The sequence below is a fragment of the Halomarina salina genome (genome assembly GCF_023074835.1).
In the GTDB taxonomy this organism is placed as follows: Archaea; Halobacteriota; Halobacteria; order Halobacteriales; family Haloarculaceae; genus Halomarina; species Halomarina salina.
The window spans coordinates 2,213,957-2,225,899 of record NZ_JALLGW010000001.1 but is presented as its reverse complement, the minus strand read 5'-3'; the positions used below and the strand labels follow the sequence as shown (position 1 = coordinate 2,225,899).

The window sequence follows — 11,943 nt, the reverse complement described above, 5'->3', positions numbered from 1 at the left end:
CCGCGACAACGTTACGCTCGTTCGCACGGAGAACAGTTTTGAAGACCGCTCGTTCGGCCGGAGCGTCAGCGGTGCGACGGCCCCCTGCCGAGCACGCCGACCTGGGGGTCGCCGCTGCACCGGATAGACGACAGGAGGAGCAGAGACGACGAGCGCACCAGTGGGTGCGACTCGTCGGGTCGTCGGTTCTCGGTGAGACGCAGTGCGAGCCTCAGTCGAGTCGTTCCGCGGCGTCGCGGTCGACGAGCGGTTCGGCGTTCGGCGTCGGCAGCGTCACCACGTCCTCGCTCTTGAGGTCGTAGGCGCGCTGGTCGACGCCCAGAATCTCGCCGACGTCGCGCGTGATTCGCACGGTGGTGCGGTCGACGGGTCGTGACTCCTCCGAGGCCGTGGCGTCACCGGCGGACGCCGCCGCCGTTCCTCCCGGGTCCGGGTCCGCACCGTACGTCGGGTCGTCCTCCGGCGCTTCCACGTCGGCTTCCTCGGTCTCCAGTGGCGTATCCGGAGGAATGGCCGGGCCGGAGTCGTCGGCGCGTCCCGTCGCGTCCGGCGGGACCTCCTGAACCGACGACTCTTCCTCGTGGGCGGCCGCCGCGTCACCGCCACTGCCCATCAGGTCGGCGGCGTCGACGCCCGACGACTCGCTGGCCGACGCGTCGGCGGTCGGCGGTGCCGACCCATCGTCGGCGACGGTCGTCTCCTCCCCACTACTCGTCGCCTCGTCGGCGATTTCGGTCGACGGGGTAGAGGAGGTCGGCGTGGACTGCCGTTCGCCTGCGATGACCTCGTCGAGGACGTGCACCCGGTTGTTCTCGATGGTCGTGACCAGCGTCTCGAAGACGTCCTGCTCCTCGCGCGTCAGTCCGGACGCGTCGGCGGCCATCCCCGCCGCTTCGAGGCTCGCCTGCTTGACGAGTTTCCCGATACGGCGCTCGTAGATGGCCTCGACCGTCCGCTCGGCGGTCTTGATGTCGTCGGTGAGGCGTCGCACCTCGGGCGCGTCGAACGGGTCGTCCGCCCGTTCGGAGGCGCGCTTTCGCTCCTCGCGCAACTGCGAGATGAACTGGCCCGCGTCCTCGTAGAACGACTCCCGTAGCTGTTGGAGGCTGTCGGTCTGTCGTTCACGGCTCTGGGCCGTCTGTAGTTCGTCGAGGTTCATTCTGGGGCTTTCTCCGCGTCACCGCGCGCCATCAGGTGGACGCCGACACACTCTCTCACTGTGCTAGTCCCCTCTGGGATATTATACGTTTCCCCGTCGAGTTCGACCGTCAGGTCCTCGGGGAGGTCCACCCGAATCTCGTGGTCCCGGAACGTCTCGGGGACGGCGTCCACGAGCGGGTCGAATCCGGCAAGGTCGTCACGGTCGAGGCGCGTGACGGCGAGGCCCGACCCGCCGTGGAGGCTCCCCGGTAAGCGGATGAGCCGGTTGATGTCCGTCGTGACGGGTTCGTCGATGGGCGCACCGTCCTCGGCGACCGCACGGTCGAGGAGCAACTGCGCGAGTTTCCGGGTGTACTGGCCCGCCGCTTCGAGGTTGCCCGCCCGTAGCTGGTCGTCGTTGTTCGTCATCGCGTTGTACAGCGTCGTCGCTCCCTTCTCGCCGATACCGTCGAACTCGCGGAGACGGGCGACGCCCGCCTCCTCGTCCATCTCACGGACCTCCTCGACCAGCGCGAGGAGTCGCGTCTGGACGCGCCGACCCCACCCGCCGTCGGTTCGCAGCGTCCGCTTCTCGACGGGGTTCTTCAGACCCATCCCGGCGACCGTCTCGACGGAGGTCAACTGGGTCACGTCGTCGAGGCCGATGCCGCGGACGAAGTCGACCACCTCGCGGCGCTGTTGCCGGTCGAGCGAGCGGACCGACTCGTCGCGGACGTGGACGTGGTAGCCCCGGCCGCCCGAGAAGACGACGGTCATCTCCTCGAAACCGAAGTCGTCGTCGAGGAACGCCAGCAGGCGACCGAGCGCGTCCTTGCAGGTCGCCAGCATCGAGGCGTAGCTGTCCGCCTCCTCGTCGACGCCCGGCAGGTGGTCGGCGTCGAGGTCGAACACCAGGTCTGACTCCCGCCAGCCCTTCTCGTTCATCGAGCGCGCGCCGGGGTCGTCGTACCGACCCGCCGAGAAGTAGACGTGCCGCGGACGCTCGCGGGTTAGGAACGTCCCGAGGTCGCCCACGTCGAACGCCGACTTGTGGCGGACCATCGTCGTCCCCTCGCCCGACGTGAAGGGGATGTACCCCCACTCGCGCCGGTCGGCCGCGGGCGGCGACTCGACCGACACCCGTCGGTAGTGGTCGCCGAACCGGCCGCGGAGGTACTCGCGGGTCCGCTCGTTCATCCCTTCGATGTTCACGCCCGCGTGGGTAAGAAGTGTTCGGGATAGGGGCGGTTTCGGGAGGACACTCAACGATAGGAGCCGTCGTTCACTACCACTCCGTACCGTGGAGTTATCCCGCCGAACGTACATCCTGCGCCGATGAACCACGTCGCCGTCGAGGACGTCGAGGGATACCAGTACGAGGACGGCAGCAAACTGTTCAAGAGCCTCACCGGAGCGCTCGGCGTCGAGGGCCTCGCCGTCAACTACTACGAGGTCGCGCAGGGCGAGACAATCGGCGACTGCTACCACCGACATCACGAGCAGGAGGAACTGTTCTACGTCGTCGCCGGGACGGCGACGTTCGAGACCGAGGGCGGCGACGTGACGGTCGAGACGGGGGAGCTAATCCGGTTCGCGCCGGGCGACTGGCAGCAGGGGCGGAACGCCCACGACGAGCGACTGGTCGTCCTCGCAATCGGCGCACCCCAGGACGAGGGACCGATAGACCTCCGCCGTCACTGCCCGGAGTGTGGCGACCGAACGGACGCCGTGCTGAAGGCCGAGGACGGCGCAGAAGTGTTCTACTGTGCCGAGTGCGGTGCAGAGACGGGTCGCTACGAGTAAGGAGCGAGTCGTACGCGCGCCGTGAGCGATCGCAGTCGAACCGAGCAGTCGTTCTACTGTACCGCGAGCGACCGCAGGGAGCGAGCGGGGTGACTGAACCGTCGAGGGAGCGAAGCGACCGAGGCGGTGAGGGAATCCTTTTGGTCGAGCTTTTGCACTGTCGGGGTCGCGCAGCGACCCCGGCGCGGGCATAAAAGGTCGCTCAGAAGCCCATGAACCGGCTGATACGCTCGCGGAGGCCGTCCTCGCCGAGACGGAGGTAGTAGGCGTCGCCACCGTCCTCGTAGTACCCCGAGACGCGGCGCTGAATCTCGAAGCCGAGGTGCTGGTAGAACTCGATGGCGTTCTGGTTGGTCGTAGTGGCAGGTGACCGAGGAGTGGCGGTCGGCGACGGTGGCGACGAGCCGTTTCCCGAAGCCGTGGCCGCGGAACTCGGGCGTGACGGCGAGGAAGAGGATGTAGCCGTCGCGGCGCGCCGAGGCGAACGCGAGGAGGTCGTCGTCCTCCAGGTAGCAGTAGACCGTCGAGCGACGGTAGGCGTCGGTGAAGAACCCCCGTCGCTGCTTGAGGACGCCCTCCTCGTGGTTGATGCGTTCTTTGAGGTCCCACGCCTGGTCGACGTACTCGTCGTCACCGGGGTCGACCACGTAGGACTCTACGTTGACGCTCACTACCGTGGTTAGGTGCGTGAACGCATATATTTCCACCGGCATCGTGGACCGTTCACTTACAGATACCCCGGCTTGGCAGGCCCCATGTCTTTAGTCAAAGACGTGGAACAGTCTCGTATGGCGACTGCAGACGCTCGACCGGTGGAGGGGGTCAAAGAGATGCTCCGGGAGTGGTTGGCCCTCGGAGCGGCACTCATCCTCCCCCTCCTCGTCTCCCTGCTCATCATCAGCGTACTGGTGGAATTCGTCTCGACGAACCTCGATCCGGTCGTCACCGTCCTGGCGCGGCACTTCGGATTCATCCAGGCCGACTCCACGCTCAGCAAGGCGTACGTCAAGGCGGTCACCGTCGTCGTGCTCGTTCTGGGGACCCTCGTCCTCGGGATGCTAGCGAACCGGTCACCGACGAACGGGCGCGCGACGCGGGTGTTCCACAACGGACTCGAACGTATCCCCGGATTCGGCTCTATCTACACCGGGTTCCGACAGATGAGCGAGGTCGTCGTCGACAGCGACGTCGACAGTTTCCAGGACGTGAAACTCGTCGAGTACCCGTCGGAGGGGTCGTACACGCTCGCGTTCGTCACGGCCGACACGCCACAGAACGTCGAGGTGGCGACCGGCAACGACGACATGGTGACGCTGTTCATGCCGATGGCACCGAACCCGGTCATGGGCGGGTTCGTCCTCCACGTCAGCCGTGACCGGGTCGTCGACGTGGACATGACCGTCGAGGAGGGCGTCCGCTCCATCGTCACCAGCGGCGTCACGGTGTCGGACAACGGCCAGCAGTCCGTCTCGCCCGACCGACTGCAGGCGATGGGGCTCGACACGACTGCGCGACGCGTCGACCCAGACAACGGGTTCGAGGAGGTCGACGGCCATCGGGAAGAGTAGGGTGGTATGAGCGGGGGCGACGGCCTCGGAGAGTCCGTGCGGTGACTGGAGAGAACGACGAGGTACCCCCGTCGGCACTCAGCGAAGGAAGTCGAACTTCGGCCCGTCGTCCGGATCCGGTGGTACGTCGCCGTCCACTTCGCGCCCCTCCTCGTAGCGGACGAAGCTCAGGTAGAACGGACGGCCACAGCCCTCGCCCTCCGTCTCGCTCGCACCGCAGACGAGTTCGACGCCGTCGCTCTCCTCGAACGAGTCGTAGGCCGGAGCGTACGCCCACCCCGACAGCGGCTCTTCGGTGACGCACTTGTCGGCGAGATACCCCTCGCGGTCGAGCGTCACGACCGCGTCACAGCGCGGGCAGGTGTAGCGAACGGGGAACCCCATGGTACTCCCACGCGGGGCACGGTCATGGACCTAGTGGTGTCGGCCGTCGCCCAGCTATCCAGAAACACTTTGCCCGATTCGAGCGAGGTGGGACCAATGATAGACGAGACCGTAGAGGAGATCCGCGAGATGCAGACGCACAGCTCGTCGGTCGTCGCGGTCAAGGCCGCACGGGCTATCGCGTCGCTCACCGACCGGGAGGTGGCGACGGTCGAGGAGTACATCCGGGACCTGGAGCGGAACGCGAGCGCGCTCCGTCGAGCCAACCCGTCGCACGCGAGTCTCCACACGACACAGCGGGACATCGTGACGACGGTGACCGACGCGGACCCCGACAGTATCGAGGAGGCCAAGCGGCTCACCGAGGAGGCCGCCGAACGGGTCGTCGACCGCGTCGAGACGGCGAAGCATCTCGCCGCCGAGAACACCGCCGAGCGTCTCGACGACGGGGACACGCTCCTGACACACGACTACTCCTCGACCGTGCTGGAGGCGGTCGAACTCGCCGCCCGCGACGGGAAGCATCTCACCATCTACGCCACCGAGGCGCGGCCGCGTTACCTGGGCCGCAAGACCGTCCGGTCGCTGGCCGAAATCGACCGCATCGAGCCACACCTGCTCGTCGACAGCGCGGTCGGCTACCTCCTCTCGCAGTGCGACGAGGTCGTCTTCGGGATGGACTGCATCGTCGGCGACACGCTCTACAACCGCGTCGGCACGTTCCCCATCGCCGCGACCGCACACCAGCTAGACGTGCCGGTCACCGTCATCGGGTCGGGTGCGAAGGTCATCGAGGACGGGTTCGTGTTCCAGAACGAGTTCCGCTCGCCGAGCGAGGTGATGCTCGAACCGGCGGAGGGGTTCGCCGTCGAGAACCCTGCTTACGACGCGACCCCGATGCGTCTCGTCGACGACGTCGTCACGGACTGAGCGGAGGACGCGTTCGCGTCGGAAGGAGGACTGTCGGTTTCGCCGTTACCCACAGAACGCCGGTTCGACCGTGAGCGTCGTCTCGCAGGTCGGACAGGAGACGGCGACGACGTCCCCCTCGTCGGTCGGTCGGTGCTCTACCAGCCAGTCACCACGACGCGCGTGGCTCTCGTGGCCGCAGGTCGGGCAGAACAGCACCGCCTTCCGGCGCGTCGTGCGCTCCCGGGCGGGCCGCTGGAGGTCTGCTTTACTCATCACCTCACCCTAGCGACTCGCCACTGATACGTGTATTGGCAATAAACATCGTTAACCGTCTCTTCACGGCCTGAGACTCGATATCACGGGTCGGTGAATCGTGGTGAGAGCGACCCCGATTCGATAGAGTGCTGGAAGCGTGGCGACGGCGAAAGCGATACAGCGGTCGGTTCACGATGGTTTCCAGCATGGAGGAACTCGGCGCTGCCAATCGGGGGCGCAATCCGGCCCTCGGCACGCAGTAGGCGATACCAGTGTGTCGTCGTCTCACCCAGATTGGCGCCGGACCAGCCGAGACACCCGTGCTGCGAAGTATCGATTCTCCTCGACCTCACCCGTCGGTGAGATAGCGCAACCGACTCCCTCCCGTTCCGTTGCGTCCGCGCGTCCGTACTGTCCTCGGCCACGGAAGAAGCGCGCACCGTCATGGTTATGTATGGCATTCTCACACCCTTACTATGTCGGGGGACCCCGTGCGACTAATCGTCAACGCGTTGGTATCACAACCGACGCTACTCCAGGCGCTCCGAGGCGTACCGTCCACACGTGTCATTTTCGAACAGCTAGAGACCGTCGACTACGAGAAGCGGGTCGGCACCTTCTGGGTCGAATCGGACGACTGTGATGCGTTCGAGGCGGCGATGAAGACCGACCCGACGGTGACGGACATCCGGTGTCTCACGACCTTCAGCGACCAGCAACTGTATCGGGTCAAGCAAGTCGGCGAGGGACAGCGGCGGAGCGTATATCCGACGCTCGTCGACGCCGGCGGGGTCCTCCAGCGGATGGTCGGCACTCACGAGGGGTGGGAGTACCAGGTCGCGTTCCCCAACTACGACGGCTTGACACGGTTCCGAGACGTGTGCGCGGAGTACGACCTCCAGTTCACCCTCCTGGAGAAGTACGAACAGGCAGAGTACCTCGACGTCATCAGTGGGTCGGCGGATTCCGACATCGTCGCGGATTTCGGCCTGACTCCCGTTCAGCGCGAGACGCTAACCAAGGCGGTGGAAGAGGGGTACTACGCCGTCCCTCGAGAGATCAAACTCGCCGAACTCGCGACACAGATGGAGGTGTCCGACCAGGCAGTCACCGAACGGCTCCGTCGTGCGATCGTCACCTTCACGACGAACGCGTTTCTCGAGCCCACCTCGGAGGCTTGATTTCGTGCTGGCCGAGTCACCGAGAGCGACGTAGGTCGGCGTACTCACGCACCTGCTCCATGGCTCACATGTACATCCGGTCGTCGCTCCCCTGCTCCTCGCGGCTCTCCATCCGGTCGGCGAGTTCGGCGTAGTAGCGCTGGACGCGCTGGGCGTACGCTTCGAGCGGTTCCGTGTCGACGTCGAGGTCGTAGACCCGCGTGACGGCGTCGAGCAGTCGCAGTGCGGCGTCCACGTCGGGGGCCTGCGCGTGGGCGGGCGTGGCGAACACGCACGTCTCCAGGTCGGTGTCGAGACCCAGTCGGGTGATGGCGGCGTTGACGCCGTCGAGGAACCCGCCGGCCATCGCCTGAACGTCCTGGTCGGCGAGGCGTCGCTCCCGGTAGCCGTCCGTGGCGACGTAGAACGCGCGGTGGTCGTCGGGGCCGTGAGCGATGGGGACACCCGAGAGGACGACGAGTTCGTCGACCTCGTCGGCGGCCCACTCGCCGACCGCCTCTGCGAACGGGGTGGCGGCCGCGGGCGGGACGAACAGTTCCCCGACGAGGACGGTCACCGGGAAGTCCTCGCGGGAGAACAGGCGGGTGTGATGGCGGGGACGGCCGTCTTCGAAGGGCGTGATGGTCGGCAGTTCCGCCGTCGTGACGTGACCGACCTCCGTCAGGTTCAGGTGCTCAACGAGGTAGTTCGCGGCGGTCAGCCCCGCCAGTCCGTACTCGGAGAACCCACAGACCAGCGCCTCGCCCGGCGACTCCGTGTGCGTGACGTCGAACGCGGGGCGCTCGCGTAACCCGAACATACGTAGAGACGCGGCGGGCAGACGCTTCAAACTTCCCGAGCCACGGGTCGCAACCCTTTTTCCCTCGTCGGGAGAGCGACGGGTATGCGCGGCCAGTCGTCCCCGACCAGTCTGCAGCAGGGGACGCAGAACCAGTCGACGAACAGGACGGGCGGAAACGGGACGGGAAACGGAACCGGTAGCAACGTCTCGGGAAACCAGTCGGCGGGGAACCAGTCGGATGTCAGTGAACGGGCAATTAGCGAACTGGTGAATCTGTTCCACATCCCCGACGAGTGGGCACGCCTCATCCTCACCCTCCTCGTAATCGCGCTCTCGTGGTACGCAGCACAGTTCCTGACGAAGACGTTCGGCCGGCGCATCGCCCGACGGTTCCGCCGACCGAGCGTCACTCGGACCGTCCTCCGACTCATGCGCGGGGTCGTCTACGTGTTCGGGTTCCTCACCATCCTCGGCATCTACAACGTCAAACTCGGCGACATCACCATCTCGCTGACGGTGTTCTCGGCCGTCATCGGTATCGTGCTCGCACCCATCGTCGGGAGCTACGTCCAGGGGCTGTTCGTCCTCGCCGACCAGCCCTACGAGGTGGGTGACATGGTCGAACTCGTCGGCAGGGACCCGCCCCAGCGCGGATTCATCGAGGACGTCACGCTCCGGTACACGAAGATATTCACGTTCGACAACACGTTCCTCGTCGTTCCCAACGGGACGATGCGCGAGCGCGACGTCGTCAACTACTCCGCGGAGGACCCCCGGTCGCGACTCACGCTCGACGTGCTGGTCACCTACGAGGGCGACCTGAAGGAGGCGCGAGAACTCATCGAGGACTCCGCTCGCGGCGTCGACCGGGTCATCGAAGGCGGCCCCGACATCCGCATCGGGAGCGCGCGGTACCCCGCCGCCCCGACGTGCTACATCGAGAACTACGCCGACCACGGCGTCAACCTCCGACTCCGCTACTGGGTCCGCGAGCCGTACAAACTGCTGACGGTCCGCTCGCGCGTTCAGGAGCGTATCTGGGAGCGTCTCGACGACGCGGACGTCGAGATCGCGTACCCCCACTCGCACGTCGTGTTCGACGAGACGACGGGCGAACTGCCAGTGTCGATGCGAGACCGGGGGCCGGGCGCACCGGAGCGAGGTTACGAGGGTGAGAGTCGCGCGCAGAACACTCCGAGGACGGACGGCGACGGCGAGGAACGGGACGACGTGGACGCGGGTGAGAGCGACGAGGACGGTCACGACGAAGGCGGCGCGGATACGTCCGGCCCGGACGACGAGTAGCGACGCGCTCCGTCGCAGTGTCGTCGAGAGACCGACGGCAGAACGCCGTTCAGCCGACGGTGACGACCTCCGCGTCGATCTTCTCGCGGAGGAACCGCTCGACGTCGGGGTCGTCGGTGAGGCGGCGGACCATCCGCCGCCAGCGACTCACCTGCTTTCTGCCGATGACCACCACGTCGGCGTTCTCCGAGGCCACCTCGTCGAGGATGGTCTCCTCGACGAGAAAGCCCGACCGGACGACGTAGCGGGTTCGCTTGCGCGGACCGGTGACCTCCTCGGCGGCCCGCTTCAGGTCGCGCCGGGAGATGGGGTGGCCGTTCTGGTAGAGGTTGACGTGGAGGACGACGAGGGCCGCGTCTCGTTCGTCCGCGATGCGCGCACCCTCCTCGAGCGTCGCTCGGGAGTGGTCCGAGAGCGGGTATCTGACCGGGACGACCACCTGCGTCATCGGTTGTGGTTCCGCGCCGAGGGTTCTGAAGCTTTTCGTCCGAGGTCGATACGGTCTTCCAGTTCGGGTTGTATCCCGTGTTCCCTCGCGTAGGCGACGAGCACCTCGTACTGGACCGTCAACGTCCGGTCGCGGTGGGCCGCCGTCAGCGTCGGGAACTCGTGGGCCGTCGAGAGCAGGTAGTCGTTCGTCGCGAGTTCGTAGGTCCGGTCGGGGTCGACGGGGTCCCCGCCGACGTGTAGCTCCCGGACCTCGTTCGCCTCGGTGTCGAAGGCGACGGTCGCCCCGCTGATGTGGGCGTCCCAGCGCCACTCGCCGTGGGGCGCGCGGTAGGCGTCGGCGAACAGGTCGTAGAGGTCCTCACCGTCGACCTCGGCGACCGAGACCGGCTCGTCGAACGGGACGACGCCGACGAGGTCGGCCGCGGTCACCGCCTCCTCCAGCGCCGGTCCGTCGCGCAGGCCGCCGGAGTTGTGGAGCGCGAGGTCCGCGTCGGCCGCCCATCGGTAGGCGTCCGCGACGAAGTTGCCGATGCGACACTCCCCCGCGGTCCGGAGGTCGCGGCGGCGCTCGACGGGGCGCTCGACGTGGCCGACCACGTCGGTCAGCCCCGTCTCCGCGCGGAGGTCGCTGAACTCGGCGTAGAGCGCCTCGTCGGGGGCGGCGTCGGTCACGTCGTGGAGCGACACCGACCCGTCCGCGAGGTCGACCTCGACGAGGCGGTGCCCGTTGGGTCCGGTTCGCGTACAGACCGTGTTCGCGACGACCTCGGCGCGCGGTTCGTGCACGTGGCCCCCGAGGACGGCGTCGAGGTCGTACGTCCGCGCGAGGTCGTCGTCGGCAGCGCCGAGGTGCGAGAGGACGACGAGGTGGTCGACGCCCTCGTTCCTGAGTCGGCCGATCTCGCGGCCGACGGCCTCGACGGGGTCGGTGAAGCGCAGGCCGTTCGCGCGCGGACTCATCTCCTTCGTCGCCGGGTCGGTGACGCCCACGAGACCGACCCGTGCGCCGTCCACTTCGAGAACCGTCGAGGGGGCGACGCCACACTCCTCGCCGAACACGTCGCCGTCGTCGGTGCGGACGTTGGCGCTCACCCACTGCTGGGGCGACTCGCGGACGAGGTGGCGTGTCGCGTCGAGACCGTAGTCGAAGTCGTGGTTCCCCAGCGTCTCGGCGTCGGGCCCGACGCGGTCGAAGAACGGGAGGGCCTGCCGGCCCTCGGAGACGAGCGAGAGAACGCCCGGAGCGGTGTTGTCGCCGCTCCCGACCACGAGCGTCTCGTCGTCGCGGAGGTGGTCGATGCTGCTCGCGAGACGCGCGAGGCGGTCGGGGTCGTCGTACACCCCTTCGAGGTCGGAGTAGTGGAGGAGACGAGGGGACATACTCGCGCCGACGGCCCACGCTCGTATCAACGCATCGACCGCGGAGCATTTACCGACGAACGACCAGTAGCGCGTATGAGCCTCGAGGCCCGCGACCACGGAGACGGAACGCTGTACGTCGCCCGCGACGAGGCGGAGCGCGGTTCGAAAGCCCCCTTCTTCGTCGTCTACGTCACCGAGGACAGGAGTCGGCGCTGGGGGTACTTCTGTTCGAACTGTGAGACGCTCGACACCGCCGTCGACTCGATGGGTCGCATCCAGTGCAACGGCTGTTCGAACCTCCACAAGGCCGAGGAGTGGGACGCCGCACACGAGTGAGTGCGGCGGACTCCCGGACGGCCCCGCAGTGTCCCGATTTCTCGGAAGGGTCGCCGAGTCGATGTGTCATGTCAGTACGTGCCAAAGGTTATGTGCAGAGACACACAACCTCCGTACGAATGGGGGTCCTTAGCACACCCTTGATCGACGAAGCGCGCACGATCTTCACGGACCTCGGCTACGAGGTGGAGTCCGTCGGAGACGAACTCAGAGCGGAACGCAAGTGGCGTATCGTCTATATCTCGGAGCAGACGCCGACTGAGGTACGCGACGAGGCGGACCTGCGCTGTTTCGTCGCCGACCCCGACCGGGCGTCGGAGCTCCGCGAGGAACTGCTGGGACTCGAACCGGACTACGACTGGGCGGTGATGCGCGTCGACGGCGACGGCGACTACGAGGTGCTCCACCCGACGGCGAGCGAGGGACTCCCCTCGTAGGGGTCGTCGCCGACGACCTACCGAGTACT

At 66.9% G+C, this 11,943-nt stretch carries 14 protein-coding genes and 1 pseudogene; 7 read left to right on the top strand and 8 right to left on the bottom strand.

The window, feature by feature from the left end; translation table 11 throughout:
* Positions 1 to 211: 211 nt before the first annotated feature.
* Both MX571_RS11370 and priS read right to left on the bottom strand, forming a co-directional pair.
* The gene (locus tag MX571_RS11370) at positions 212 to 1,159 is read right to left on the bottom strand and encodes a DNA replication complex subunit Gins51 (protein WP_247416752.1); all 948 of its coding nucleotides are present in this window, start codon (positions 1,157 to 1,159) and stop codon (positions 212 to 214) included.
* A complete protein-coding gene (gene priS, locus MX571_RS11365; protein ID WP_247418471.1) occupies positions 1,156 to 2,337 on the bottom strand; it encodes a DNA primase small subunit PriS in 1,182 nt (393 codons plus the stop codon). The genes MX571_RS11370 and priS overlap by 4 nt, the downstream gene beginning before the upstream one ends.
* Before the next feature lie 138 nt (positions 2,338 to 2,475).
* Here priS and MX571_RS11360 point away from each other — a divergent pair, with 138 nt between their 5' ends.
* A complete protein-coding gene (locus MX571_RS11360) occupies positions 2,476 to 2,943 on the top strand; it encodes a cupin domain-containing protein (protein ID WP_247416749.1) in 468 nt (155 codons plus the stop codon).
* 202 nt (positions 2,944 to 3,145) lie between these two features.
* On the opposite strand, the pseudogene MX571_RS11355 reads toward MX571_RS11360, so the two are convergent.
* A pseudogene (locus MX571_RS11355) lies at positions 3,146 to 3,614 on the bottom strand (GNAT family N-acetyltransferase).
* 117 nt (positions 3,615 to 3,731) lie between these two features.
* On the opposite strand from MX571_RS11355, the gene MX571_RS11350 reads away from it, so the two are divergent.
* Complete coding sequence (locus tag MX571_RS11350) at positions 3,732 to 4,511, top strand: DUF502 domain-containing protein (protein WP_247416745.1); 780 nt, start codon at positions 3,732 to 3,734, stop codon at positions 4,509 to 4,511.
* Positions 4,512 to 4,589: 78 nt separating this feature from the next.
* On the opposite strand, the gene MX571_RS11345 is transcribed toward MX571_RS11350, so the two are convergent.
* Positions 4,590 to 4,895, bottom strand: a complete 306-nt coding sequence (locus MX571_RS11345; protein WP_247416742.1) for a DUF7969 family protein — start codon at positions 4,893 to 4,895, stop codon at positions 4,590 to 4,592.
* 96 nt (positions 4,896 to 4,991) lie between these two features.
* On the opposite strand from MX571_RS11345, the gene MX571_RS11340 reads away from it, so the two are divergent.
* Positions 4,992 to 5,825 (top strand): eIF2B alpha/beta/delta subunit family protein, encoded by an 834-nt coding sequence (locus tag MX571_RS11340; RefSeq protein WP_247416740.1) that lies wholly within the window; start codon positions 4,992 to 4,994, stop codon positions 5,823 to 5,825.
* A 45-nt stretch (positions 5,826 to 5,870) separates the two neighbouring features.
* Here MX571_RS11340 and MX571_RS11335 read toward each other — a convergent pair whose 3' ends face one another.
* On the bottom strand, positions 5,871 to 6,080 hold the full coding sequence (locus tag MX571_RS11335) for a DUF8106 domain-containing protein (RefSeq protein ID WP_247416735.1): 210 nt from the start codon (positions 6,078 to 6,080) through the stop codon (positions 5,871 to 5,873).
* Positions 6,081 to 6,538: 458 nt separating this feature from the next.
* Between MX571_RS11335 and MX571_RS11330 the strand changes: the two genes are divergently transcribed.
* Entirely contained in the window at positions 6,539 to 7,243 is a 705-nt protein-coding gene (locus MX571_RS11330; protein WP_247416732.1) for a helix-turn-helix domain-containing protein, read from the top strand.
* 64 nt (positions 7,244 to 7,307) lie between these two features.
* On the opposite strand, the gene MX571_RS11325 is transcribed toward MX571_RS11330, so the two are convergent.
* Positions 7,308 to 8,042 (bottom strand): proteasome assembly chaperone family protein, encoded by a 735-nt coding sequence (locus MX571_RS11325; RefSeq protein ID WP_247416729.1) that lies wholly within the window; start codon positions 8,040 to 8,042, stop codon positions 7,308 to 7,310.
* Positions 8,043 to 8,126: 84 nt separating this feature from the next.
* On the opposite strand from MX571_RS11325, the gene MX571_RS11320 reads away from it, so the two are divergent.
* Positions 8,127 to 9,329, top strand: coding sequence for a mechanosensitive ion channel family protein (locus tag MX571_RS11320; RefSeq protein WP_247416726.1), 1,203 nt, complete (start codon positions 8,127 to 8,129; stop codon positions 9,327 to 9,329).
* Positions 9,330 to 9,378: 49 nt separating this feature from the next.
* Here MX571_RS11320 and MX571_RS11315 read toward each other — a convergent pair whose 3' ends face one another.
* Together MX571_RS11315 and MX571_RS11310 are read right to left on the bottom strand one after the other, a co-directional pair.
* Entirely contained in the window at positions 9,379 to 9,777 is a 399-nt protein-coding gene (locus MX571_RS11315; RefSeq protein ID WP_247416724.1) for a universal stress protein, read from the bottom strand.
* Positions 9,774 to 11,159 carry a bifunctional metallophosphatase/5'-nucleotidase gene (locus MX571_RS11310; RefSeq protein WP_247416723.1) on the bottom strand — a complete coding sequence of 462 codons (1,386 nt, stop codon included), beginning with the start codon at positions 11,157 to 11,159 and terminating at the stop codon, positions 9,774 to 9,776. Before MX571_RS11310 ends, MX571_RS11315 begins: the two co-directional genes overlap by 4 nt.
* A 75-nt stretch (positions 11,160 to 11,234) precedes the next feature.
* Between MX571_RS11310 and MX571_RS11305 the strand changes: the two genes are divergently transcribed.
* Positions 11,235 to 11,477, top strand: a complete 243-nt coding sequence (locus tag MX571_RS11305) for a DUF5816 domain-containing protein (protein ID WP_247416721.1) — start codon at positions 11,235 to 11,237, stop codon at positions 11,475 to 11,477.
* 119 nt (positions 11,478 to 11,596) lie between these two features.
* A complete protein-coding gene (locus MX571_RS11300; protein WP_247416719.1) occupies positions 11,597 to 11,914 on the top strand; it encodes a DUF7116 family protein in 318 nt (105 codons plus the stop codon).
* Positions 11,915 to 11,943: the final 29 nt, after the last annotated feature.

Bases quoted from the DNA above. Each gene is read 5' to 3' on its own strand.
- MX571_RS11315 (WP_247416724.1), bottom strand. From the start codon at position 9,777: ATGACGCAGGTGGTCGTCCCGGTCAGATACCCGCTCTCGGACCACTCC.
- MX571_RS11305 (WP_247416721.1), top strand. From the start codon at position 11,235: ATGAGCCTCGAGGCCCGCGACCACGGAGACGGAACGCTGTACGTCGCC.
- MX571_RS11320 (WP_247416726.1), top strand. From the start codon at position 8,127: ATGCGCGGCCAGTCGTCCCCGACCAGTCTGCAGCAGGGGACGCAGAAC.
- MX571_RS11360 (WP_247416749.1), top strand. From the start codon at position 2,476: ATGAACCACGTCGCCGTCGAGGACGTCGAGGGATACCAGTACGAGGAC.
- MX571_RS11350 (WP_247416745.1), top strand. From the start codon at position 3,732: ATGGCGACTGCAGACGCTCGACCGGTGGAGGGGGTCAAAGAGATGCTC.
- MX571_RS11335 (WP_247416735.1), bottom strand. From the start codon at position 6,080: ATGAGTAAAGCAGACCTCCAGCGGCCCGCCCGGGAGCGCACGACGCGC.
- MX571_RS11345 (WP_247416742.1), bottom strand. From the start codon at position 4,895: ATGGGGTTCCCCGTTCGCTACACCTGCCCGCGCTGTGACGCGGTCGTG.
- MX571_RS11370 (WP_247416752.1), bottom strand. From the start codon at position 1,159: ATGAACCTCGACGAACTACAGACGGCCCAGAGCCGTGAACGACAGACC.
- MX571_RS11330 (WP_247416732.1), top strand. From the start codon at position 6,539: ATGTCGGGGGACCCCGTGCGACTAATCGTCAACGCGTTGGTATCACAA.
- MX571_RS11325 (WP_247416729.1), bottom strand. From the start codon at position 8,042: ATGTTCGGGTTACGCGAGCGCCCCGCGTTCGACGTCACGCACACGGAG.
- MX571_RS11300 (WP_247416719.1), top strand. From the start codon at position 11,597: ATGGGGGTCCTTAGCACACCCTTGATCGACGAAGCGCGCACGATCTTC.
- priS (WP_247418471.1), bottom strand. From the start codon at position 2,337: ATGAACGAGCGGACCCGCGAGTACCTCCGCGGCCGGTTCGGCGACCAC.
- MX571_RS11340 (WP_247416740.1), top strand. From the start codon at position 4,992: ATGATAGACGAGACCGTAGAGGAGATCCGCGAGATGCAGACGCACAGC.
- MX571_RS11310 (WP_247416723.1), bottom strand. From the start codon at position 11,159: ATGTCCCCTCGTCTCCTCCACTACTCCGACCTCGAAGGGGTGTACGAC.